Genomic DNA, 25,047 nt, shown 5'->3' on the forward strand with positions numbered 1-25,047 from the left:
GCAACAGGCTCTAAGCTCGTTAAAGGCTTCACATATCCGCCATGACAATCCGTACCCGCAAATTCGTCGGAACCATCTTCTTGCTGGTGCTCGTCGTGGTCTGGTCTCTGCTCGGCATGACCATCGCGCAGACGCCTTGGCTCGCCAATTCCGGGCTGTTGCAATCGATTTTCTACGTCGTGGCGGGCCTTGGATGGGTGCTGCCGGCGATGCCGATCATCAGCTGGATGTCGCGGCCCGACGCCTGAATTTTGCACTCACCCCCAATTGGTTCGTTTCGCCTTTACCTGCGGAAGAAACGCCCCCGACAGCATCACCCGCATCATGCGCAGCGAACGCTGCCGTCCGTCCCAGGCGACGCGCGGCAACGCGCGCAGATTGGTATATCCCTTCGAAGCGACCACGCCCGGCAACACGGTTGCCGCACTGGCGAGACCCATCTCCTGCGCCATCGCCACGTGCGCCCGGCGAAAGGCGTCGCGATCGCCGAACGGATAGGCGAAATGCTTGATGGTGCAGTGGAAGGCCGCTTCCGCCACCGCCTTGCCCATCGCCATCTCGCGCTGGGCGTCGGCGTCTTTCAGGTTCGACAGAACCGGATAGTTCACCGTGGCGCTGCCGATCGTCACGTTCGGATCGGCCGCGAGCTTGGTCAGGTCGTCCCAGTCCATCGACGCGCCGCGCGACAGGCCCGCAAGGTCGACCGAATAGCGCTTGCAGAGATCGTTGATGGCGAATGAAAGATCCGGCGGCGACAGCGTCCGCATCCAGCTCGCAAAAAATTCGAACGCCTGATATTTATCGGAAGCGCTTCGCGTCGCGAAATGCCGCTCTTTGCGATCGATCACGAGGCTGATGCGGTTTTCCCGCGCGATCATTTCTTCCAGCGCCAGCCACCATGCCTCGCCGAGCCCGTCCGGAAACGCCGTCGGGAGGTAAACGGTGAAGGGAACAGCGTGCTTCGCCAGCACCGGATAGGCCGCCGTCATCACGTCCTTGTAGCCGCCGTCAAATGTCAGCGCGACAAACCGATTGGCCGTCGGCAGCGTGACCGCACGCCGGCATACCTCGTCCATCGAGACGATGTCATATTTCCAGCGCTTCACAGCCCGGATCATCCGGTCCAGAAATTGCGGGGTGATCTCGCTCGCCTTGAGCGGCTGGAACCGTCGCGGCTGCCGCCCGCGCACGCGTTCGAACCGCAGCACGACACCGGCGCCGCCGCTTCCGCGCTGCTTCAGCCGCGCGTAGCCGCTGAAATAAGCGAGCTCCATTTGGGCCCGCTTCAAAAACCCGACGTCCTGACCCAACGTCCCGCCCCCAAACACGGTCGCGCGGTGCCCCGCCGCGCCCGCATTGTTATTACTCTTTGTTGACATTTCCCTGCGAAGGTCGCGCCAAAGCCGAAAATTGTAAACAATTTCCTACAGGGTTCTGCGATGACCATGGCTGCCGCGATTGAAAACGGAACGGCGGATACGCAAACCTGGTCGAAACCGGGGCGCATCGCCGGCATCGACATCATCCGCGATCTCACAGGCGCCGAAGCGATCTGGCGCGGCTTGGAAAACGCGCAGCAGCAATCCTCCACGCCCTTTCAGCGCTTCGACTTCGTCAGCGCCTGGCAGCGCAATGTCGGCGCGCGCGAAGGCCTCACCCCCTTCATCGTGATCGCCTACGACGCGGAGCGCCGGCCGCTGATGCTGCTGCCGCTCGCGGTCAGGCATGTCTATGGCGCGCGCTGCGCCAGCTTCATGGGCGGCAAGCACTCGACCTTCAACATGGCGCTGTGGGACATGGATTTTGCCGCGACCGCAACGCGGGCCGATATCGAGGGCCTGATCGCGGCCATCTCGCAACGTTCCGAGGCCGACGTGCTGGCGCTGCATCAACAGCCGCTGCGCTGGCGCGATCTGCCGAACCCGATCGCACTGCTGCCGCATCAACCCTCCGCCAACGACTGCCCGGTGCTGAAGATGGAGCCCGGTGCGGCGCCGACGGCGCTGGTCAGCAAGTCGTTCCGGCAGCGGTTGAAGGGCAAGGAGCGCAAGCTGCAGGCCCTGCCCGGCTTTCGCTATCACGTTGCCACCACCGACGCCGACATCACGCGATTGCTCGACTGGTTCTTCCGCATCAAGCCGCTGCGGATGGCCGAGCAGAAACTGCCTGACGTATTCGCCGAGCCCGGCATCGAGGATTTCATCCGCAGCGCCTGCGCAGCGCACGTGGAGGGCGCCAACCGCGTCATCGACATCCACGCGCTCGAATGCGACGAGGAAGTGATCGCGATCTTCACCGGCGTCGCCGACGGTCATCGTTTCTCGATGATGTTCAACACCTACACGATGTCGGCCAATTCGAAATACAGCCCCGGCCTGATCCTGATGCGCGACATCATCGATCACTTCGCAGCCAAAGATTATCGCGCCTTCGATCTCGGCATCGGATCGGACGATTACAAGCGGCTGTTCTGCAAGGACGACGAGCCGATCTTCGACAGCTTCATCCCGCTGAGCCAGCGCGGCAAGCTCGCCGCGGGCGTGATGTCGGGGCTGAACCGTACCAAGCGCATGGTGAAGCATAATCCGGCCCTGCTCGAGATGGCGCAGAAGCTGCGGAATGCGTTTAGTTGAGGCGGGGCAAGAGAACGAGTTGCGAGAATGTCGGCGCTTCTCTTTCGTCGTCCCGGCGAACGCCGGGACCCATACCGCGGGATCTCTCAATAGAAGCTCGGTAACAGAGACCTTTCGCAAAACTGCTTCCTGTGGTTATGGGTCCCGGCTCAAGGCCGGGACGACGGCGGAATTTGTTGCCGCACTGTGCACTGAACACGCCTTCGCCTTCTCGCGACGCATTGCGCCCGAGCTTTGCCAGAAACTTCCCGCCCTCTCATCAAGAGGGCGCAGGGAAGACCGGGTGCGCGCTGCACCCGCGGTCCCGTGTGCGGTTTGCACTAAGTAGGCTGCACACGAGCATACAGGGCAGCGGAGAACACCCGGCCTTCCCTGCGCAATGGCTTTACGGCTTATGCCGTGATCTCCCCGGAGACGAGTTCTTGGTTGACTCCGTCACCACCGGTTCAGCTCACGCTTCTCCGACAGCTTGACGCCGGCAACGGGCGCCAGGACCACACGGTTTTGCCGTACGCCCGTCCACGCCGTCGTCTCAGCGCAAACAAGCGTCCACCGCAACCCGCCCAACGTCCGTGACGACGGCCGACGCCCTTCTGAGTAGGACGGGATGGCTCACATATAAACTGATTTGACCTTCTGTAAAACAGAAATATTTTTTATCTTGGGACGACTTGACACGAATTCCGTAAATCAGAACTGATTTGCCCGTCGGGTTGATTTGCCGCACTCCGCCGTCATTGCGCATCGAAAAAGAGGACCTACGGGATGGAACGCCAAAGCCTGAAACGCCAAAGCCTGAAACGCCAAAGCCTGAAACGTCAAAGCCTGAAACGTCAAAGCCCCGCCGATCTCGCCCGTGCGCTCTATGCCGCGCTGGCCGCCGGGGGCCGGACTTGACGGCCTATCGGTGGTCGGCGAAAGCGGCTTTTGCGGCTGTCGCGCCCGTCAATATCAGGTTACGGATGCAACCAGTTCCGGCTCGATATGCGGCACGGCTTCAACCAGCTCACGTGTGTAAGCGGTTTTCGGATTGTCGAACATCGCCCGGCTCTCGCCCTGTTCGACGATGCGGCCATTTTGCAGCACGATGGTCCGGTCGCACATCATGCGAACGACGTTGAGGTCGTGGCTGACGAAGAGGAAGGCCAAGTCATCCTCACGTCGCAGCCGGTCGAGCAGTTGCAGCACCACCGCCTGTACCGATACATCCAACGCCGCCGTCGGCTCGTCCAGCACCAGGAGGCGCGGCCGGCAGGCGATGGCGCGGGCAATGCCGACACGAGCCTTCTGGCCGCCCGAAAGCTGATGCGGGAAGCGCGTCAGCAATTCGACCCCCAATCCGACCCGTCGTGCACACTCCTCCACTCGCTGCCGCAGCGCGTCGCCGGCGCGCATGCCACCCAGCCGCAACAGCGGATGGGCGATGCAGTCAAAGGCGGTGAAGCGCGGGTTGAGGCTGTCGTTCGGATCCTGAAAGACGATCTGGATATCCTTGCGAAACGGCGAGCGGTGAAAATCGCGGGCCGGGATATGGCCGATCGACTGTCCTTCGAACGCGATCTCGCCCTCGCTCGGATCGATCAACCGGCAGATGATGCGCGATGTCGTGCTCTTGCCGGAACCCGACTCGCCGACCAAGCCTACGCTCTCGCCGGCATTGATCATCATCGAAAAGTCCGCGACCGCCGGGGCCCCCTGATCGAACCGCTTTGCGAGTTTCTGCACCTCCAGCAGCGGCGGCGTGCCCGGAGCAGCCGGCGATTTGGGTGCGACCTGGATCGCCACTTCTCGACCCCTCTCCTCTTCCGGCACCAAATCCGCGATCCGGGACGTCGCCGTGGGCGAAGCAGCAACAAGGCGCTTGGTGTAGGAATGCTGCGGCGCTCGGAACAGTGTCAGCGGTTCGGCCTCCTCGACCAGCCGGCCTTGCTCCATCACCACGACGCGACGACAGTAACGGGCGGCGAGACCGAGGTCATGGGTGATCAGAATGGTCGCCATGCCGCGCTCGGCCGCAATCCCGGTCAACAAATCCATCACGACCTTTTGCGTCGTAACGTCGAGGCCGGTAGTGGGCTCGTCGGCGATCAGCAGTGCGGGATTACAGGAAATCGCCATCGCGATCATCACACGCTGGCACATACCGCCGGAGAGTTCGTGCGGATAAGCGGACATCCGCTTTTCGGGATCGCGGATTTGCACGGCGCGCAACAGTTCCAGCGCCTGCGCGCGCGCCTGATCCCGCGGCATTCGCTTATGAGCCGTGATGGCATCGGCGATCTGGTCGCCGACGGCACGGATTGGATTGAGCGCTGCGCGAGGATTTTGAAAGATCATCGCCATCGCCGCGCCGTGCAGATGACGGAAATCACTCCCTGATATCCGCGTGATGTCCTGCCCGCGAAACCGGATATTGCCTGCCGTGATACGGCCGGCCGCATCCAGCAGCCGCGTGATCGCAAAACCCGTCACGGACTTGCCCGAACCGCTCTCGCCGACCAGGCCGAGCATCTCGCCCTCGCCGAGCGACAGCGTGACGCCACGCACCGCCTCGACAAGGCCACGCCGTGTCGAGAAAGTGACGTGCAGGTCGTTTAATGCCAGCAGCGATGGGGTCATGTGCGCATGCGGGGGTCGAGAATATCGCGCACCCCGTCGCCGAGGAGGTTGAAGCACAGCACAGTCAGCATCAGCGCCAACCCGGGGAATGCAACCAGCCACCATTTGCCTGTCGAAATGAAGCGCGCGCCTTCGGCAACCATGATGCCCCATTCCGGCGTCGGCGGCTTGACGCCGAGACCGATAAAGGACAGTCCGGCCGCATTGAGGATCGCCCAGCCGAGATTGAGCGATATCTGCACCGCCATGGCCGGCAGCACGTTCGGCAGCAGGAAGCGCAGCACGACCGAGATGTGGCTGTCGCCGCAGGCGCGCGCCGCCTCGACCCAGCCGACATTGCGGCGGACGTTCACCTCCGCCCGCGCAAAGCGGATGTAGAACGGCAGATTGATGATGGCGGTCGCGATGATGATGTTCTCGACCCGGTTGCCGAGGGCCGCGACCATCGCCATCGCCAGCACGAAAAGCGGAAAGGCCATCACGACGTCGACGAAGCGGCCGACGCCGCGATCGAGACGGCCGCCGGTATAGCCGCAGATCGCGCCGATGACGGCGCCGATGGCAAAGGAGATCCCGACCGCCGAGACGGCGATGGCAAGGTCGAGTCGTGCGGCGACGATGAGGCGGCTGAATACGTCGCGGCCGAGCTGATCGGTGCCTGCGATGTGCGCCGCGCTCGGCGGCTGCAGCGCCTGCGATACATTCGAGACGATCGGATCGTACGGCACGATCCAGGGCCCGAAGATCGCAATCAACACCAGCAGGAAAACGCCGGTCGCGGCGACACCGGTGAGCGGATTGCCGCGCAGGATCCAGCCGGCATGGCGTAATGTCGCACTGGTCATCCGATTGTCACCCTGGGATCGGCGATACCATAGAGGATGTCCACCAACAAATTGACGATCACGAACACGGTCGCCATCAGCAGCACGAAGCCTTGCACCGGCGCATAATCGGAAGACAGCAACGCATCGAGCGCGTAGGAAGCGACGCCCGGCCACGAGAATACCTTTTCCACCAGCACATTGGCGCCGAGCATGGTCGAGAACACGATGCCGGCGATGGTGATGACCGGTAGGATGGCGTTGCGCAGTGCATAGGTGACGACGATTTTCCACCACGGAAGGCCCATGGAGCGCGCGGTGCGCACGAAATCACTGCCCAGCGAGACCAGCATCGAGGCGCGCGTGATGCGCGCCAGCGGCGCCACCACGAACAGCGCCATGCTGAGCGCCGGCAGGATCAGTTGCCGGAAGGCGGCCCACCAGCCATCGAAATCGCCGGCGATCAGGAAATCGATCAACAGGAAACCGGTTCGCCTCGGCGGCAGCGATGCGAAGATATCGACCCGGCCGGTCGGATCAGGCGCAAGCCCGAGCAGGTAATAGAAAACATAGATCAGCAACAGGCCCGAGACGAATGTCGGGACACAGACACCGAGCGCGCAGAAAAATCGCACGCCGTGGTCGATGATGGAGCCCGGTCTGAGCGCTGCCAGCACACCGAGGGGCACCGCCGACACCAGCGCGATCAGCAGCGCCGTAAGCGTCAGTTCCAGCGAGGCCGGCAGCCGCTCGCGCAGATCCTTCGTGACCATTTGGCCGGTCATCATCGACCGACCGAGATTGCCGCTGCCGACGTCATAGAGATAGAGCATCAGTTGTTCGGGCATCGGCTTGTCGAGGCCCATCTGCTTGCGGATGACCTCGATCTCCTCCTTGCCGGAGTTCGGCCCGGAGGCGAAGAACACCGCCGGATCGCCCGGCAGCACCCGCATCAGCAGGAAGGTGAACACGAGCACGCCAAACAGCGCCGGCAGCGAGGACAGGAAACGCCTGCCCGCCCGTATCACCGTTGCTCCAAAGGCCGCCATCGTACCCGCCGGGTTACTTGCGACTGAGATCGCGATAATCGACCTGCCGGTGGAACTGGTAGGTGTAGCCTTCGACCGAGGCCGCCATGACCGCGTCCTGGCTGGGCTGCCAGAGCGGAATCTGCGGCATCTCGGTGAAATGGATGGCGTTGAGCTTCCTGCCGTCTTCCTCATACTTGGCCGCATCGGGTTCGAAGCGGGCCTTCTGCGCGATCTCCACCAGTTCGGCATTGTTGATCGACGAGTAGTTCCAGCGCTGATTGCCGGTGTAGAAGTTGCGGTAGAAATAGTCTGGCGAAGGCAACCAGGCGACGATGCCCTCGGTAAAGAAAGGCAGCTTCTTCTCGTTGATCTGCGTCGACATCTGCGCATCCGGCAGCTTCTGGATATCGACCTTGATGCCGATCTTGGCGAGCGACTCCTTCACTAGCGCAGCCATAGGCTCGGCGGTGGAAGCCTGACCGACGTTAAAGCTGAACGTGGTCGAGAAGCCGTCCGGCATGCCGGCCGCCTTCAGATATTCCCTGGCCTTATCGAGGTCGAGTTTCACCGGCTGCGGTACAGGATAGGCGCCGCTCGATGGCTTGCCATCAGCCCATGTTGCGCCAAACAGCGGCGACCCGCGGCTGAACAGCGCCGCCTTGAACATGTCGTCATAGGGCAGCGCAAAAGCGACGGCGCGGCGCACATTGACGTTGTCGAAGGGCGGGATTTGATTGTTCATCGAAACGAAGGTGACGGAATTGTATTGCGGCGTCGAGATCACCTTCAGCTTGGCTTTGGCTTCGAGCGACTGGACGTCGCTCGCCTGCAGATCGACGACGATATCGGCGTCGCCACGCTCGACCAGATTGGCGCGCGTCGCCGGCTCCGGCACCGACTGCACGATGACGCGTTTGAAGAACGCCGACTTGTCGGTCGTGCCGCGGTTCCAGGCCTCGTTGCGCACCATGATCACCTGTTCACCCGGCTTGAACGTCTCGATCCTGTAGGCGCCGCTGCCGGCCGTGTTCTCCTTCAACCACGCCGTTGCCCAGGGATCCTCTGCCGTCGCATGCGACTTGGCGACCTTGGAGTTGATGATGATCGGGTAGACGGTGGCGAGATTCGGTAAGGCCAGCTTGTCCGGCTTCGGCAGCGTCACCTCGATGGTCAAGGGGTCGACGACCTTGAACTGATCGGCTGATGTCAACGATCCCGTGAGAAGCTGCGCCTTGCCGAGGATCGGCGCCGTGACGACGCGGTCGAGCGACCACTTGACGTCATCAGCGGTGACCGGTGTACCGTCCTGGAATTTCGCGTCCTTGCGCAGGCGAAAAGTCATCTTCAGCCCGTCCGGGCTGACCTCGTAGGATTCCGCCAGCTCTCCGGTGATCTTGCTGAGGTCAAACACCCATTTGCCATTGAGTTGCTTGCGGCCAAATGACACGAGCCGGTCGTAGGTGCTGAGACTCACCGCAAAGGCTTCGCGGGTCGAACCCGGAACATTCGGCTCGAGCGTATTGACCGATGCGCCGGTGACGTAGCGCAGCGTTTCCGCGCGCGTTTGTGCCTGCACCGATCCGGCGGCCAGTGAAAACGCGACAAAGGCTACCGCCGAAAGCAGACGCCTGGATCCTGTAACGCCCATCGAACTTATTCCCTATATTGTCAGGTTTATTTTCTGAATGAGAACATCAACTTAAAGCAAGGGATATGCCAACCGGAACCGCCAGAGGCAGGAGCATAGTAGGTATGAGCCGAGCTTCCCAAACGCGGTTGAAAACCGTTCACCGTTCCTCACCCGTCGTGGATGCTTGCCGCACGACGACAGCCTGGGGCACGTCATACGCCTTGAACGAAGCCCAGTGCCGCTCGATGTCCGCGCGAAACAGGCCGCGTGTCAACCCGTGCACCAGCTTCGGCACGGCCGTGGTCATCGCATTGATCGATGAGCCCGAAGCACCGAAGCTCATGGTGGAGGCGATCGCGAAGACATGAATGTTCGCGATCCATGGTGTTTCACCGGCGACCCGCTCCATCAGCGCATAGTCGTCAGCGAGATAGGGAAAACGCCCGAGCCGCGGGCTGCGCTCGTCCGGCGGCGGCTGGTAGCGGTCGGCCCAGGTCGCGATGTTGGCGGCGCTGCTTCGCAGTTCGGGCCGGCCGGCAAAATTCATGTCGATCCCTGTGCCGCAGATCACGAAGTCGGCCGCGAACACGCCCCGCGGCGTCTGCAAGTCGACGCCGCAAGCCGTTTGCGTGGCGGCTTCGATCGGTGCCCCCTCCTGCAGGCGAAAATTGGGATGACGCGCGCAGCGGTCGTAGGTTGCTTGCGGAAAACCTTCCCGCATCTCCAGAACAGCGCGCATGAAGCGCCAGCGCCAGGCATCATCCAGATCACAGAAGTGACGCAGGAAGCCGCGGAACGTGAGCCAGCGGTAGGGCTGGATCACCTGGATCTCCGCCCTGCGGCAAAACAGATCCACCTCGGCCGCGCCTGCCTCCAGTGCGGTCGCTGCATTGTCGAAGGCCGAGGCGCCGGCGCCGATCACCGCAACATTCTTGCCGCGCAAGCGGGCGAAGTCGATCGGCTGGGCCGCATGCGCGCAAACCGACGACGGCAGATGGCGTAGCGGCTCCGGAATGGTCCAGTCGCCCATGCCTTCCTGCCCCGTCGCCAGCACAATCTTGCGCGCAAAGACAGTATCGAAACCATCAGCCGTTTGCACCTTGGCCGCGAGCAATCCTCCGGTCGCAGGCGATATCTCGACGACCTCGCAACCATTCCGCACCGGCAGGTCCAGGATGCGCCTGAACCAGAGCAGATACTCCGCCCACAGCGCGCGTGAAATCAGGTCGAGATTGCGCCAGTCCTCTTCGCCGAACCGCGCCTCGTGCCAGGACTGATAAGTCAGGCTGGGAATATCAAGATCGGGCCCGGTGAAATGCTTCGGACTGCGCAGCGTATGCATGCGGGCGTAAGTGAGCCACGGTCCTTCCTGCCCCTCCTCGGATTTGTCGAGCACGAGGATGTTGCTCACCTGCGAGCGCATCAGCCCAAACGCCGTCGCGAGCCCAGATTGCCCGGCGCCCACCACGAGCACGTCCAGCGCCGGTCTGCCGTCGGGCCCGAGCTTCGGCGTCAGCCACGCAGCATCCGGATGCGCGGTCTTGGCAAGATCGGCGCGAACCTGGGCTTCGAGAGCGAGCAAGCTATTCATGCCGCGAGCCATCCGCCATCCACCACCATCACGGTGCCGGTCGTAAAGGAAGACGCATCGCTGGCGAGGTGGAGCGCGGCCTGGGCCACCTCCTCCGCCTGGCCAAATCGCTTCATGGCATGGCGGTTGCGGGACGCTTCACGCACTGGTTCAGGGTCGGCATGGCGAGCAAAACTGCGTCGCAGCATCGGCGTGTCGATGGCGCCCGGCGCGATCGCGTTGACCCGGATTCCGTCCGTGGCGAAATCCACCGCCATCGTCCGGGTAAGGCTGATGATCGCGCCCTTGGCCGCGATATAGGCGCTGTTGCCCTTGCCGCCGGCTATCGCCAGTTGCGAGGCGAGCGCAATGATCGAGCCGCTGCCTTGCCGCTGCATCTCGGGCACTGCCGCGCGTGCCCAGAGCCAGGTGCCGCCGACATTGGTGCGGAACACCGCATCCCAATCGGCGGGATCGGTGGTCAGCACCGTGCCGCCGCAGGAAAAGCCCGCCGCGGCCATCAGCACATCGAGGCGGCCGCGCCGCGCTATGACATCGCCAACCACAGTTTGCGCGAAATCCGCCTCGCCGACATCGCCGACATGGAATGAAGCTTCACCCTTCACGCCGTCGATCGCCGCCAGCGTCTCCTGCAAACCCGCACTGTCGCGATCGACCAACGCGATAAAGGCGCCCTCCTTCGCAAACAGCGCCGCACTGGCGCGGCCGATGCCGGAGCCAGCGCCGGTTATGATCGCCGTCCGCCCTGTCAGTCTCATGTCAGGCTTTCCCTCGATGTTCTTTCCACCAGTTGCTCAGTTCGACGACGGAATCGGCGCAGCCGAACCGCGCGCGCCAGCCGAACTCTTCCGCCATGCGCGTGACCGAAAGCGGCGCCCGGTCGGCTGGACTATGCAGGTCGATCGTCGCCGCTTCACCGGCATCGGTCAGCCTGCAAATGAAACCGGGGCGCAGCGCGGCCAATTCCTGCCCCCATTGGAGCGCCGGCCATTCCACGCCGGTCGAAATATTGTAGAGCTGATGCTTGGGCCGCTCCGCCTCGATCAGCAACGTCACGGCTTCCGCGACATCCACGGCATAGATCCAGTCCCTGATGCCCGGACGTGACAGAACGGCCTCGCGTTTCTCCTGCATCGCAGCCAGAATCTGCACCTGCGGGCTTGGCGTGTCGCGCACCTCGTTGCTCCGCTCCCACGGGCCGAATACGGCGCTCAGCCGTACGCTGACGATTTGGCATTGCCATAGGGTGGAAAGGCGCGCGGCCACTTTCTCCGACGCGAGTTTGGTAATGGCGTAGAGTGAAACCGGATCGCAAGGCGTCTCCTCATCAAGCACCGCATTCCCAAATGCGCTGGCGCCGTAGGCAGCCGCGGACGACAGATTGATGATGCGCTTGACGCCAGTGCGCTGCGCCGCGATCAGGACCGGCGTCTGAGCCAGCAGATTGACCCGCAGAATGGTCTCGGGATCCTTTGCCTCGCGCTCCGGACCGGCCGTGATTGCGGCTCCGAGAATGATCGCCTCATAGCTGGCTGCGATCGCCTGCCCGACGGCATTCTGATCGGTGATATCGCCCTGGATGACGGTCAGCCGATCCGCGTGAGAGGCAAGATACCTGGCTGCGTCAGACGGCAAGCCCGCGCGGTCGAACAACGTCACCGCATGACCGCGCGCCAGCAATGTCGCGGCGATATTGAGCCCAACAAAACCGGTGCCGCCGAAAACAAGGATTCTCATTTCTCAATCCGAACTCGTCGCGGCGGACAGATCACAGGAGCCTCGCCCCGAAATTCTGTTCCGGGTCCATATCCGATACCAGCCGGCCGGTCGGTTTCGCCGCCTCTCCTCCCGTGCGTGCGAGGAAACGCCCTGAGCCTGCTTCGACCGAACGTTTGCCGTCCGACACGATCACGCGCCCGCGCGATAGCACGGTCACCGGCCAGCCGCGCAGCTTGCGGCCGGCAAAGGGCGTATAGCCCGTGAGGTCATGCATCATCTCATCGCTCAGCGTCACCTCTCGCGCCGGGTCCCAGATCGCGATATCCGCATCGGCGCCAACCGCAATCGAGCCTTTCCGCGGATGCAGATTGTAGATCTTTGCAGGTGCCGTCGCGGTCAGTTCGACGAACTTTTCGATTCCGAGGCGCCCCTTGGAAACCATGGCGTCGAACAGCAGCGGCAACCGGACTTCAAGGCCCGGCAAACCGTTCGCCACCTGCTTGAAATTAGGATTGGGGCCGGCCCGCAGTTTACCGGTTTCGTCGAATCGGTACGGCGCGTGGTCGGACGACACGGTCTGGAGATCGCCGAGCGCCAACGCCTGCCACAGCGCTTCCTGGTCGGCGGCGCGCCGCGGCGGCGGGCTGCACATCCATTTGGCGCCTTCCACGCCGGGCTTGTCGAGATCATCGGCCGTGAGAAACAGATATTGCGGGCAGGTCTCCGCGAACACCTTCAGCCCCTGCCCGCGCGCATCGCGGATCACCCTGGCGCCTTCCGCCGTCGAGACGTGGAAGATCATGATCGGTTGGTCGATCAGCGCAGCCATGCCAATCAACCGCGTGAACGCCTCCGCTTCCGAAACGCGGGCGTGGCTGATAGCGTGATATTTCGGATGGGTATAACCGCGCGCGAGCAGCCGCTTCACCATCCAGGAAATGATCCCGTGATTCTCGGCATGGGCGCAGAGCATCGCGCCGCCGTCACGCGCCGTCAGCAGAATGTCGAGCAGCGGCTCGTCATCGATCTTCAGGCGATCATAGGTCATGAAGATCTTGATCGAGCCATGGCCCTGCTTGATCAATGCCGGCAGATCCGTCTCCAGCGTTTCCTTTGTCGGATCGGCGATGATCATGTGAAAGGCGTAGTCGATCACCGCGCCCTTTTTTGCCAGCGCATGATAGTCCTCCAGCACCTGCGGCAGTTTCATGCCGACGTGCTGGGCCGCGAACGAGATCACGCTCGTGGTGCCACCGAAGGCCGCCGAGACCGTCGCGCTCTCGAACGTATCGGCGTTCATGATACCCGCGGCCGATAGCTGTTCGATGTGGGCGTGGCTGTCGACGCCGCCGGGCAGCACCAGCTTGCCGCGCGCATCGATCTCGCGTCGCCCGGCCGGCAAGCCGCGGCCGACAGCAACAATCGTCTCGCCGGAAATGGCGACATCGGCCTCGAACACGTCGCTGACGGTCGCGACGCGTCCGCCGCGAATGAGAAGGTCGTAGGCGGGTTCGGTCATGGCAAACTCTCCAAGTCAGGTCCTGAATCGCAAGTCGGGCGTCCGCTGCATAAAAGCACAGATCGTGTCGCTACACTCCCTTGCGCTTTGGGAGCAGACAGTGGACCATGCATCGCTCGATGGCATGGTCATTGCTTCCATCGAAATCTCTTTGCGCCTCGGCCCCACGGCATCGGCCGATGCACCGTCCAGCAGGAAAACATGATGTCCAGGCAACGCATTCTCGTCATCAATCCCAATTCAAATCGCCTCGTGACGCAAGGGCTGGAAGAGGCACTCAAGCCGCTCGGCTTTGAGGGCGGACCGGAGATCGTCTGCGAAACTTTGGCTGAAGGGCCTTACGGGATCGAAAGCCAGGCCGACGTCGATGGCGTGGCGATGCCGCTGCGCCGTCTTGTCGAAGGCGACAACAGTTCGGCCGCCTTTGTCATTGCCTGCTACAGCGATCCGGGCCTGCATGTCTGCCGCGAAGCGACGGACCGGCCCGTTTTCGGCATCGCCGAATGCGGCGTGCTGACGGCGCTTGCGCGCGCCGAAAGCTTCGGCGTCATTGCGATCGCACAGCGCTCGATTCGCCGCCACGTCCGTTACCTCAGGCAGATGGGATTGATGGATCGCCTGACGCGGGAGCGCCCGCTCAACATGAGCGTGGCGGAGACGGCGTCGGGCGAAGGAACGCTCGCGAAGATGATCGAGGTCGGGCGCGCGCTCAAGGACGAAGACGGATCCGGCGCCATCGTGATGGGCTGTGCCGGCATGGCGCGTCACCGAAGGCCGCTGGAACAGGCGCTCGGGATTCCCGTGATCGACCCGACGCAGGCGGCCGTGACCATGGCTTTGGGTGCGGTACAGTTCGCCCATCACTGACTTTCGCCGGACGGTTCACGCGCACCGCTGCGTGCAAGCCACTGGGCGTGGCTTTCGCGCGTCAGCGCGAAGGTATCGCGCTGGGTAGCGTAGAGATTGCCGAACAGGCGTCCGATCGGACGATAGACGTCGAAATCGACGTACATCCTCTCCCGGTCGACCAAGCCGTCGCGCGCGTGCAGGCGCAGCACCTCACCAACCAGGAGTTCGCGCCCGGGTCCGAAAGCGAGGGCGACATGTTGCCTGCACTCCAGCGCGAAGGGAGCTGCCGCCAGCCGCGGCACGGCGATATCGACTGACGGCAATGTCGCCAGGCCCGTCGCCTCCACCTCGCTGTTGCCGGAGGGAAAGTCGATCGCGCAGTCGTTCATGGTGGTCGCCAACGCCTCGTCCACCATATGCACGACGAACTCTCCGCTGCGGTGGATGTTGCGGGTGGTGTCCTTGGGGCTGTGATCGGCCTTGTGTTGTAAGCCGAGCACCACGAGCGGAGGATCTTCGGAGAACACATTGAAGAAGCTGAACGGTGCCGCGTTGACCTTGTTGTTCTCGTCGAGCGTGGTGACCAGCGCGATCGGCCGTGGCACCACGACCCCGCACAGCAACTTGTATCGGTCGTGCGGATCAAGTTCGCGGAAGGAGATGCCGGACATCTAGTTTTCCGGAGGCGGCACCGCGCCGGTGCGGCTGGTGATCAGGCCATAATGCTCGATGCGGCGGTGGTTGGCGAAGTTGAAGATGGTTTTCTTGCCGAAATCGGTGGCGTCGAGGTCGCACGGGTAAACCAGCAACTCGTCCTCTTCGGTTTTCGCCTCGACGACGATCTCGCCGTCCGGATTGACGATCAGGCTGCCGCCTATCAAGGGGTGGCCATCCTCGACGCCGGCCTTGGCAACGCACACGACCCAGGTAGAGTTCTGGTAGGCGCCGGCCTGTGCGGACAGCCGGTTGTGGAACAGCCGCTTCTCGGGCCCCTCCTCGCTCTTCTCGGCATTGACCGAAGGCGTGTTGTAGCCGATCAGCACCATCTCGACGCCTTGCAGCCCCATCACGCGGTAGGTCTCCGGCCAGCGCCGGTCGTTGCAGACGGCCATGCCGAAGATTCCGCCGAGTGCACGCCAGACGTTGAAACCGAGATCACCGGGTTCGAAGTAGCGCTTCTCCAGATGCTGGAACGCGCGTTTCGTGTCGAACTCCGAATGACCGGGCAGATGGATCTTGCGATAGGTCCCGACAATTCTGGCGGACTTATCGGTGAGAATACAGGTGTTGAAGTGATGTCCGTCCGCTGTCAGTTCGGCATAGCCGAAGCTCATCGCCATCTGGTGCCGGGCGGCGCGCTCAAACAGCGGCATGGCCGCAGCATTCGGCATCTCGCGTTCGAACCACGTGTCGACCTCAGCCTGGCCCTCCATGTACCAGCGAGGAAAGAACGTGGTGAGGGCGAGCTCTGGATAGACGATCAGATCGGCGCCCCTCGCCTTGGCTTCATCCATCAGTGCGATCATGCGCCTGACGACGGTTTCGCGACTGTCGGCTTTCTGAATCGGACCCAACTGGGCGGCGGCAACATTGATGACGCGCATGGATACCTTTCTGGGCGCTTCCATTTAAGGCGGCGCTTGCATGAAAATGAAGCAGCCTGTGAAGCTCGGAGTCTTATCCGGCTCAATCGAGCCAGCAGTTAAAGTTTTGGTTCACACGAAGTCAATTCCGGAGACAGTCCTCGTGATGCACGTCAGTTCTGCGTTTCCGCTCGCCGCCCCCGCGGCGCGCGCCAGCGCATGGTCGAGCGTGCCGTCAGGCATCGGCAGGTACCAGGGTTCGCCAACCGGCCAAGCGAGAAACGCAGCTCACTGGCGGTATCCTTGATGACTCAGTCCAGCCCTCCTATCGGCCGTGGCCAGGGGCAGCATGGCGTTCGTGCTCTTCATCCGCAACCTGCAGACCGTGATCAAGCGCATCGAGCAACCGACGGGATTCATCCGCGGAGATCACCAAAGGCGGCGCAAGGAACAGCGAGGTCTGTTCACCGCTGGTTCCGATCACCGCGCCCGCCTCAAGGGCGCGCAACGCGACGCGGGAAGCGATGGGATCCTCAAGGCTGTCCGCGCGCCACGTCCGCCAGTCCGGCCCGTGCAGCTCGATGGTCCAATGCAGGCCTTGTCCCGCCACGCGTCTTACGCTGGGATGCCGCCGCGCGATCTCGAGCAGACGCTTTGCGAACAGTCCCTCGAGCTGGCGTACCCGCGACAGGATGTCTTCGCTGGTGACCACGCCGAGGTAGGCGCTGATGGCGGCCATGCTGATCGGGTGCCCGCGCAACGTTCCGTAGTTCTGCCAACTCTTGCCCTTGAGCTGCTCGACGATCGCTTTCGACACCACGACCGCCGCGACCGCCGCGGCGCCGCCCCCCAACGATTTGCCGAGCGTCACGATGTCCGGGCGGCTCTCGCCACCTTGAAACGCAAACCATCGCCCCGCCCGCCCCGCGCCGGTCACCACTTCGTCGGCGATCCAGACCGATCCAGCCTCGCGGGCGTGCAGCGCCAGCTCGTCCTGATAGTCGGCGTCGTAGTAGATGCCGCCTTGCGTATAGTCGATGATGGTTGCGGCGGTGTCCGACAGGGTGCTTGCGGCATCGGCGAGATACTGTTTCGCCGACGGATTGTTCGGTGGTGCGCCGTAGATCGCGCCATCGGGCGCGGGCAGAATGCGGACCGGCGCCATCACGGCCGGCAGTTGCGAGCCACCGGCATGCACCGCGAGGCCGCCATGCCATTGCGGCTGCACGGTCATGCTGCGGGACAGACCGACAAGGCCGTGATAGGCGCGTTCGCGGGTCGCGAGCGCCGTGCGCTGCGTTAGTGCCTGGCAAAGCGAGAGCGCCATGTCATTCGCTTCGCTTCCGCTGATGCAAAAGCGAACGGCGCCGACCCAGTCCGCTTCGCCTTCGAAGGCGACCCTGATCAGATCGTCAGCGGCTTGCTCGCGCCCGATCCAGGTCCAACCTTCATTCACGACGGGCGTATCCGCAGCGCGACGGATCGCTTCCACCATCGCCGGATGACGATGGCCAAGGCCGCCGCCAGTATTGCTTCCGTCGATCAGGCGACGGCCATCCTCGAGATGGAAATAGACGCCCTCACCCCCGACGACGGTAAGCGGTGCGCTGTCGCCTGCGTTCAGGCCGGTTCGCAAGAGCCTACTCATCGAGAAACCTCATTCGCCGCTCCATAACCGCCGCCGCCGCAGCTCTCGATGGTGACAAGATCGTCGCGCTGCAGCACCAGATTCGATTTGCCGTCGATTTCGACATTGGCGCCGTTTCTGACCAGCGATATCAGGCAGGTCTGGCCGGGTTGGCCGCCCTGCATGCCGAATGGCGGGATCACCATTCGCTCGATACATGTGGTCAGATGCATGGACGGCGCGAGAATCCGGTAGGAACGCACCACGCCGTCGCCGCCGCGATACTGTCCGGCGCCACCGGACTCGCGGCGAATGGATTGCTGCTCGACCCGGATCTTGTAGTTGGCCTCGATCACTTCGGCCGGAGTATTGGACGTATTGGCCAGGTGCACGCGCGTCGCCGAAACGCCGTCACGATCATGGCGCGCGCCCTCGCCGCCGCCATGGACCTCGTACAGCATCTTCCAGGAGCCGTCCGAGCGCGGCTCGGCGAAAAAGAGCACGCTGGCTGTCGTCGTCCCGCCGGCGGACAAGCGTTCCGGAATCGCGTCCTGCATCGCATGGAAGATGGCATCGACGATGCGCATTGAGGTTTCGTGATTTCCCGCCGCGACGGCCGCCGTCCACCCCGGCTCCAGAATCGAACCCTGGCGCGTGATGATCGTGAGCGGCCGCAAGGCGCCGGCATTTTGCTGCATCTCACGCCCGCTCATGATGCGTGCCGAATAGGCAACCGCGGAACGCGCGATGAACGGCGTGGTGTTGCAGAAATTCGAGGCCCGGTCGGCGCTGCCGGACAGATCGAACGTGGCCTCATCACCAGCGATGGTGATCTTGACGTGAATGCGGGCGGGTTCCCCGCCCGCGCCGCCATCGTCCAGGTAATCTTCCCCTTGATAGACGCCATCAGGCAATTCGCGGATCGCCTCCCGCATCTCGATCTCCGACAGATCATGCAGACGCGCCAATGCCGCGGTGAACACATCCCTGCCGTGGTGCCGGCAAAGCTCGACGATGCGTTTTTCGCCCGCCTTGGTTGCCGCGATCTGTCCGAGCAGATCGCCCTCGCACGCTTCGGGATCGCGTACATTGGCCTTCAGAAGCTGCATGATGGGCGTATTCACACCGCCCGCTGTCGCAATCAGAACCGGCGGAATGCGCATCGCCTCCTGAAACGTATCGATGGCCTTGGCGAAGTAGCTGCCCGGCCATGTTCCGCCGATATCGGGCCAATGCGCGAGGCTGATCGCGAATGCGACGATATCACCGTCGACAAAAACCGGCCGGACCACTTTGACGTCGTTGAGATGGTTGCCGCCCAGCGCGCCAAGATTATAGATCAGCACGTCGCCGTCGTTCAGGCTGCCTACGGGCACAACTTTCAGCAGTTCCGGGACGGTGTAAGCCATGGCCCCGAGGTGGATCGGGATGTCCCGGCCCTGACCGACCAGATCGCCCTTCGCATCGGTGATCGCAGATGAAAGATCGCCGGCTTCGCGCAACAGTGGCGAGCGTGCCGAACGCGTCATCACCAGACTCATTTCCTCGGCTGCCGCCGACAATCCATGCCGGATCACCTCAACGGTAAACGGATCGAGCGTCATGGCCTCACCTTCGTCAGAAAGAGATGACCGACCGTGTCCGGTTTGGCCTGCCAGCCCGGGGGGACCACAATTGTGGACCACGCATCTTCAATGATCGCGGGCCCGAGGACCGGCTCCTTCATCGAGGCGCGGTCCACGATCACCGTCGCCACGTCATGGCCGCCATCGAACGTGCATCGACGCGAAGCCACCTGCAACTTGCGAACGGCGGTCGTGGGGCGATCGACGATGGTGGTCGATGGCCGCCGCGCCTGCACGCGCACCGATTCGATGACGCAACTCTCCTGCGTCGCGTAGCCGAACAGTTCGTGGTGACGAACGAGAAAATCTTCCCGCAGGCGCGTGGTATTCAGAGGCAGGGAGAACGGCACGGCAATGGCGTCGTTCTGCGCGGCATAGCGCATCAGGGCGACCAGTTCGACGTCGATCTCTGCGCGCGCAACGCCGTTGGCAATCAATGGTTCCGACGCCTGCCCGATCAAGGTCTCGATCCGCTCCAACACCCGAGCGAGATCGATACCATCCAATGCGACACGGAAGGTCTGCTGCTGCAGAAAGCTGAAATCGGCAGTGAGACAGCCAAGCGCAGAAAATGCACTCGATGCGTTGGGCACCACGATCGAACCGATGCCGTAGAGATCCGCCATTCCCGCCGCATGCATCGGACCGCCGCCGCCGAAGGCAAGGAGCGTACAGTCGCGGCCGTCGATGCCGCGTTCCACCGTCACCCGGCGCAGCGCCCTTGCCATGGTTGCATTGGCGACCTTGACGATGCCGAGTGCGGTCTCCTCGAGGCCCAGTTTCAACGCTTGTGCTATGGGCGCAATGGCGCGCCGGGCAGCCTCGATGTCGAGGCTGATACGGTCCCCGAGCCGCGTTTCGGGATTGAGATAGCCGAGCACCGCGTTGGCATCGGTGATCGTCGCCGCCGTGCCGCCGCGGCCATAGCAGGCCGGGCCGGGTTCCGACCCCGCGCTTTGGGGTCCTACGGTCAAGCCGCCCGGCCCATTGCGCACGATCGAACCACCTCCAGCCCCGATCGAGTGAACCGCCAGCATCGGCTGGCGCAGCGGCCGATCCCCGAGCATTCGGCCGTCCGCCATCTCCGCCTGCCCGTCGATGATCAGACAGACGTCGGTGGTGGTACCACCCATGTCGAAGGTGAGCATTCTCGGCGTGCCGAGCTGGCGCGCGATGCTGACCGACGCTGACACACCGGCCGCGGGCCCGGACATCGCCATCACCAGAGGACGCCGCTTGACCGCAGCAATCGGAACCATGGCTCCGGCGGAATGGAACACCTGCAGGCCAGGTCCAATCGGCAAGCGCTGCTCCAGCTCACTCAAATATTCGACGGCAATCGGCATCGCTGCCGCATTGAACACCGTCGACGACGTGCGCTCGTATTCGCGTGCTTCCGGATTGACCTCATGTGACAGCGAGACATGCGGCACGATCGCCTTGAGCCGCTCGGCCAGAATCCTCTCATGTACCGGATTGGCGTAGGCATGCAGCAAGGCCACCGCGACGCTTTGCACACCGGTCTGCTTCAGCCATGTCACGAGACGGTCGATCTCGCGATCCTGCAACGGCTTCAGCACGTTCCCTTCGTGATCGAGCCGCTCAACCAGACCGAAGCAAAGCTCGCGCGGCACCAATGATGGCGATTTCGGCGGGATATCGAGGCGGTACAGATCACGGCGCCGGTAGCGGGCGATATCCAGCACATCCTCGAATCCAGCGGTGGCGATCAGCGCAACCTTTGGGAGGCGTTCCTCGACGATCGCATTGGTTACCCGTGTGGTGCCATGGACGAAGCGTTTGACCTGATCCTTCTGCAGTCCAACGGCCTCAAGGGCTTCGAGCATCGCATCGACCGGCGCATGCGGACGCGACGGAACCTTGGCGATCCGGGTTTCGGCGGGGTCACGCCGGATGGCAATGATGTCGGTGAAGGTGCCCCCGATATCGGTACCGACCTCCCATTCCCTGTTTAAGCCGCTCATTTCATTCCTTGTTCAGCCATTGCCTTCCTTCTCAGCGCACCGAACAAGGCCGGGGGCGACGACAGAAGCCACGTTGCGACTCAAATCGCGAAAGTCGAGCTAGAGATAGGCCGCGCCGATCAGTAGTTTCAACGAGACTCCACGATCCGTCATCATCACCCTGCTTCCCCTGTGAAGGCCACCCAGGCGAATTTGTGACAGACCGGTCGAGCCATCGCATAGAGCCAGACTTGCCGCAAACAGGTAGGCCAGCCGCTAAAGCGCGCTGCCGCTCTTCCAAAGTCTTCTGCATTAATCCGGGCATTGATGCTCACGGAAGATGCACACTCGCCGCCCCCGGAGCCGCGACTCCGATGGCTCAAGCTGATCTGCTGCCGCTATGAAGCACTGAGGCAGGCGGCCATTTTGGATATCAACCGGCGTGCATCCTCTGTCTGCAGCCGCCCATATCCGAACACCAATCCCTGTCGCGTGGGTTCGCCGAGATAGTTCTGCGACAGCGGCTGCACGTGAATGCCGCTTTGCAGCAGGAGCCTTGCCGCCTCTGCGTCGCTCATCCGTGCCCGCATTCGCTCGGTGAAGAAGGCGACCAGATGGAGCCCGGTCGCCGCGGACGACACGGTCAGCTCATCAGGCATCAACGTGGTGATCGCGTTAATCAAGGCAGCCCGCCGCGCGGCATAAACCTTCCGCATTCGTCGCAGATGTCTCACCAGGTGGCCTTCCCGCATGAATTCCGCCAGCGCCACCTGCCCGATTCCCGATGTGTGGACATCGATCCGGGCGCGACCTTTCGAGAACGCCCTGATGAGACGTTCGTCGGCGATCATGTAGCCGATACGCAAGCTCGGCATCATCAGCTTCGAGAAAGTCCCGAGGTAGATCACGCGTCCGTCACGATCGAGCGACCGCAGCGAGGCAATCATGCTGTCCTGGTGCCTGAACTCCGAATTGTAATCATCTTCGATGATCCAGGCGTCATTCTTGTTCGCCCAGTCCAAAAGCTCAAGCCGCCGCTCAAGCCCCATGCTGACGCCGATCGGATATTGATGCGACGGCGTCACGACCACCAGCTTGGCATGCGGCGCCAGCCGAATTCCCTCGCAAACGCAGAGGCCCTTGTCGTCGACAGGCACCGGAATGAGTCTCGCGCCTGCCGCGGTCAGCGTCCACCGGGCTTCGACGAACCCGGGCTCCTCGACCCAGACCTCGTCGCCCTGATCGAGGATCATGCGGCTGCAAAAATCCAGTGCACCTGACGTGCCGGAGGTCACGGCCACGTTGCCCGGCGTGCAGACCAGACCGCGCACCGATCCGAGGAAATTGGCGATTTCGCTCCGCAACGCCGGATGCCCCTCAGGCGGAAGGTCAAGACAGTCGGAGTTTTTGGGATTCTGCCAGGCCTGCCGCAGCAGCCTCGCCCATTCCTTGAATGGAAAGCTGGAAACATCCGGCGCACCGGGGCTGAATTCGGACTTCCAATTGGTGTCGTATTCGAATGCCAGCAGGGATCGCCATCGATCAGAGACCGGGCCAATCTCGATAGCAGTCGAATCCTCTCCTGACGAGGACACCGCCGCTGGCGCCGGGCTCGCTTGCGCCTGCTTGACCGACGCGACGGTGACGCCTCCACGCGGGGTCGATTCCAGGTAACCTTCGGCATAGAGCAAATCCCACGCTGTCAGAATCACGGTTCGTGAACAGCCCAGTTCGCGCGCGATCTCCCGCGAGCCGAGGAACTTCGTGCCGGCCGAAAGCCTCCCCTGCAGAATGCCGTTCCGGAGATGCGCGGCGATCTGCAGGTGGATCGGGACCGCTGAAGCGCGATCGATATGCATGCCGGCGATCGACACGCGCCTCTTTTGGGGGCGGGATTTTTCCATAGACGAAGGATTTAACTTGAGCGCGGCCAACCAGCAAACCGCAGTCTTCATATACACGTTCTTGAAACGATCGACCCGCCACTGATACCCCAGCACGTTCAGGTCGGCTTGCGCACGCTGGATGTTGCTCGATTTTCTCTGATCTCTCGGCGCAACCATCGTGCGCATGCCGCCTTCTCGATCCAATCCATCAAGGGGGCGATGGAAAAGAGATAGTCTCGGTATTTCAGCGGCTTATCTTACGCCCTCAATGCGACTAACCACGGTTGGATTATCTGCGTGATCACGAATACTTGCGCGGCCTGCCGCCGGCGTCGATACCGACGCCGTTTAAGGCGGCGGCTAGTTCATGATTGGCATGGTGAACGCAGCCGACATCGACCTGATCGGCCAGCTTCAGCCGAACACAGCGGTCAGGTTCGTCAAGGTCAGGATGGCACTGGACGCGCGTCAGGCTCGCGCGGGGCTTTTGGCCAGACTACGCAGTTGACGTAATCGCCGGAACGCTCCGACAATGGGCAACCTCTTCGGACGGACTCCGGCCGGGAGGTTGTTGTTGATCGCCGCCTCCATCCTTCGGTTGTCCTGATCGAAATTGAGCACGCGGCCTAAAATATCGGCTTCCCCTTCCATTGGACTTGACGTCATCCTGCCGTCCTCGCCAAGCTGACGTCGATGACGGCACGGGAGTGCGTATGAGTGCGGCCATCAACGATCGAGATGACGATACCTATCGCGTTCGCCGCCACATCGGCGCGACAGATGGTCCCCGCCAGGAGAGACGATCAGATCCCAGCAGTCGACGGCAGTGACGGAGCGTAAGATGCAGACCACTTTCGCGACCAACGACATTCCTACCCATCACCGCCGCCAGTTCTGGCAGAAGGTCGTCTCCGACATCTACTACTCGTTGGATCTTCGCTTTCTCGGAGGTCATGACTTCCACGGCAATTTGGGCGCCTGGTCGCTCGGGCCGGTTTCGATCTCCCGCAACGTCTGCGACGGCCTGCTTTACAAGCGGCACGAACGCCACCTCGTCAATGAACGCGAGGAATGCTTCCTGATCACCGTGCCCGAGCTCGCCGAGATCCGCTTTGAGCAGGACGGCAAGGACATCCGCTGCCGACCGGGCGCCTTCCTGATCGAGCGCAGCCATTTACCCTATGAGTTCAGCCACCACGATCCCGCCGCGCTCTGGGTGCTGAAAATCCCAAGCGCCGTGCTGCGCGGGCGGATCTCCCGCCCCGAACGCCTCGCAACCTTGCAATTCGACGCCAGCCGCAGCGTCGGCGCGCTCTTCGTCGATACGCTACGCCTGTCCGGCGAGCGCATCGAGGAAATGGACGAGACTGCCCGAACCATGATGGGCAAGCATCTCATCGATTTGCTGGCGATGGCGGTCGAGTCCGACGAGCGCGTGCTGGCGGGTCACTCGTCCACGATCCGCAATGCGCATCTGCATCGCTGCGAGCATTTTATCCGTACACACCTCGACGACATGCGGCTGACGCCGCAGACGGTGGCGGACGGTTGCGGCATTTCTCTCAGATATCTGCACCAGATATTCGAAGGCGAAGGCGTCACCGTGAGCACCTATATCCGCGCCCAGCGCCTGCTGATGTGCGATGCCATGCTGCGCGATCCGCACTGCCGCAAGAGCATCTCCGAAATTGCCTACCATTGGGGATTCGGCGACCAGGCGCAGTTCAGCCGCAACTACCGCGGCCGGTTCGGCTGCACGCCGAGCGAGGCGCGGGCGGCGTCGCGCGCAGCCAATACATGAAGCAATGACGGCTCCAGTACTCTTCCTGATCCGACCCTTGATTGCTTCCGGGGCAGGCTGGAGCAGGCGCGACGGCTGAGCCGTTCGTGCTCTCTGGCACAAATCTTCCTGCGCTCAGCGTCAAGAAGCCTCACCGAAGGCCTGCC

General features: G+C 62.7%; 20 protein-coding genes. 5 read left to right on the forward strand and 15 right to left on the reverse strand.

Annotated features, from left to right (window positions below):
* Positions 1–41: 41 nt before the first annotated feature.
* On the forward strand, positions 42–248 hold the full coding sequence (locus tag JQ600_RS11945; RefSeq protein ID WP_192733494.1) for a DUF2842 domain-containing protein: 207 nt from the start codon (positions 42–44) through the stop codon (positions 246–248).
* A gap of 9 nt (positions 249–257) precedes the next feature.
* On the opposite strand, the gene JQ600_RS11950 is transcribed toward JQ600_RS11945, so the two are convergent.
* Entirely contained in the window at positions 258–1,310 is a 1,053-nt protein-coding gene (locus JQ600_RS11950) for a polysaccharide deacetylase family protein (RefSeq protein WP_409410654.1), read from the reverse strand.
* Positions 1,311–1,439: 129 nt separating this feature from the next.
* Between JQ600_RS11950 and JQ600_RS11955 the strand changes: the two genes are divergently transcribed.
* Both JQ600_RS11955 and JQ600_RS37240 read left to right on the forward strand, forming a co-directional pair.
* On the forward strand, positions 1,440–2,633 hold the full coding sequence (locus tag JQ600_RS11955) for a GNAT family N-acetyltransferase (protein ID WP_212388949.1): 1,194 nt from the start codon (positions 1,440–1,442) through the stop codon (positions 2,631–2,633).
* A 765-nt stretch (positions 2,634–3,398) separates the two neighbouring features.
* Positions 3,399–3,530 carry a hypothetical protein gene (locus JQ600_RS37240; protein ID WP_283815730.1) on the forward strand — a complete coding sequence of 44 codons (132 nt, stop codon included), beginning with the start codon at positions 3,399–3,401 and terminating at the stop codon, positions 3,528–3,530.
* Positions 3,531–3,584: 54 nt separating this feature from the next.
* On the opposite strand, the gene nikE is transcribed toward JQ600_RS37240, so the two are convergent.
* The 8 genes from nikE to hydA form a co-directional block, all read right to left on the reverse strand.
* A complete protein-coding gene (gene nikE / locus JQ600_RS11960; RefSeq protein WP_212388950.1) occupies positions 3,585–5,252 on the reverse strand; it encodes an ABC transporter ATP-binding protein in 1,668 nt (555 codons plus the stop codon).
* Complete coding sequence (locus tag JQ600_RS11965) at positions 5,249–6,097, reverse strand: ABC transporter permease (protein ID WP_212263765.1); 849 nt, start codon at positions 6,095–6,097, stop codon at positions 5,249–5,251. Before JQ600_RS11965 ends, nikE begins: the two co-directional genes overlap by 4 nt.
* A complete protein-coding gene (locus JQ600_RS11970) occupies positions 6,094–7,125 on the reverse strand; it encodes an ABC transporter permease (RefSeq protein WP_212263764.1) in 1,032 nt (343 codons plus the stop codon). The genes JQ600_RS11965 and JQ600_RS11970 overlap by 4 nt, the downstream gene beginning before the upstream one ends.
* Before the next feature lie 13 nt (positions 7,126–7,138).
* Positions 7,139–8,755 carry an ABC transporter substrate-binding protein gene (locus tag JQ600_RS11975; protein ID WP_212263763.1) on the reverse strand — a complete coding sequence of 539 codons (1,617 nt, stop codon included), beginning with the start codon at positions 8,753–8,755 and terminating at the stop codon, positions 7,139–7,141.
* A gap of 139 nt (positions 8,756–8,894) precedes the next feature.
* Positions 8,895–10,328: an NAD(P)-binding domain-containing protein gene (locus tag JQ600_RS11980; RefSeq protein ID WP_212388951.1), complete on the reverse strand. Its 1,434-nt coding sequence runs from the start codon at positions 10,326–10,328 to the stop codon at positions 8,895–8,897.
* Positions 10,325–11,086 (reverse strand): SDR family oxidoreductase, encoded by a 762-nt coding sequence (locus JQ600_RS11985; protein WP_212263761.1) that lies wholly within the window; start codon positions 11,084–11,086, stop codon positions 10,325–10,327. Before JQ600_RS11985 ends, JQ600_RS11980 begins: the two co-directional genes overlap by 4 nt.
* A gap of 1 nt (position 11,087) precedes the next feature.
* A complete protein-coding gene (locus tag JQ600_RS11990; protein ID WP_212388952.1) occupies positions 11,088–12,065 on the reverse strand; it encodes an NAD(P)-dependent oxidoreductase in 978 nt (325 codons plus the stop codon).
* A 31-nt stretch (positions 12,066–12,096) separates the two neighbouring features.
* A complete protein-coding gene (gene hydA / locus JQ600_RS11995) occupies positions 12,097–13,566 on the reverse strand; it encodes a dihydropyrimidinase (protein WP_212388953.1) in 1,470 nt (489 codons plus the stop codon).
* Between the two features lie 204 nt (positions 13,567–13,770).
* On the opposite strand from hydA, the gene JQ600_RS12000 reads away from it, so the two are divergent.
* Positions 13,771–14,433 carry an aspartate/glutamate racemase family protein gene (locus tag JQ600_RS12000; RefSeq protein ID WP_212388954.1) on the forward strand — a complete coding sequence of 221 codons (663 nt, stop codon included), beginning with the start codon at positions 13,771–13,773 and terminating at the stop codon, positions 14,431–14,433.
* Here the strand turns inward: JQ600_RS12000 and JQ600_RS12005 are convergent.
* From JQ600_RS12005 to JQ600_RS12030, 6 genes are all read right to left on the reverse strand, one after another.
* Positions 14,427–15,086 (reverse strand): flavin reductase family protein, encoded by a 660-nt coding sequence (locus JQ600_RS12005; RefSeq protein WP_212489930.1) that lies wholly within the window; start codon positions 15,084–15,086, stop codon positions 14,427–14,429. The genes JQ600_RS12000 and JQ600_RS12005 overlap by 7 nt on opposite strands.
* The gene (locus JQ600_RS12010; RefSeq protein ID WP_212388956.1) at positions 15,087–16,019 is read right to left on the reverse strand and encodes an N-carbamoyl-D-amino-acid hydrolase; all 933 of its coding nucleotides are present in this window, start codon (positions 16,017–16,019) and stop codon (positions 15,087–15,089) included.
* Positions 16,020–16,323: 304 nt separating this feature from the next.
* Entirely contained in the window at positions 16,324–17,646 is a 1,323-nt protein-coding gene (locus JQ600_RS12015; RefSeq protein ID WP_212388957.1) for an aminotransferase class III-fold pyridoxal phosphate-dependent enzyme, read from the reverse strand.
* Positions 17,643–19,229 (reverse strand): hydantoinase B/oxoprolinase family protein, encoded by a 1,587-nt coding sequence (locus JQ600_RS12020; protein ID WP_212489931.1) that lies wholly within the window; start codon positions 19,227–19,229, stop codon positions 17,643–17,645. Before JQ600_RS12020 ends, JQ600_RS12015 begins: the two co-directional genes overlap by 4 nt.
* Positions 19,226–21,235, reverse strand: coding sequence for a hydantoinase/oxoprolinase family protein (locus JQ600_RS12025; protein WP_212388959.1), 2,010 nt, complete (start codon positions 21,233–21,235; stop codon positions 19,226–19,228). The genes JQ600_RS12020 and JQ600_RS12025 overlap by 4 nt, the downstream gene beginning before the upstream one ends.
* A gap of 377 nt (positions 21,236–21,612) precedes the next feature.
* Entirely contained in the window at positions 21,613–23,118 is a 1,506-nt protein-coding gene (locus JQ600_RS12030; protein WP_212489949.1) for a PLP-dependent aminotransferase family protein, read from the reverse strand.
* Between the two features lie 823 nt (positions 23,119–23,941).
* Here JQ600_RS12030 and JQ600_RS12035 point away from each other — a divergent pair.
* On the forward strand, positions 23,942–24,901 hold the full coding sequence (locus tag JQ600_RS12035) for a helix-turn-helix domain-containing protein (protein WP_212388960.1): 960 nt from the start codon (positions 23,942–23,944) through the stop codon (positions 24,899–24,901).
* Positions 24,902–25,047 lie beyond the last annotated feature (146 nt).

Source organism: Bradyrhizobium sp. AUGA SZCCT0176 (assembly GCF_018130145.1).
Classification (GTDB): Bacteria; Pseudomonadota; Alphaproteobacteria; order Rhizobiales; family Xanthobacteraceae; genus Bradyrhizobium.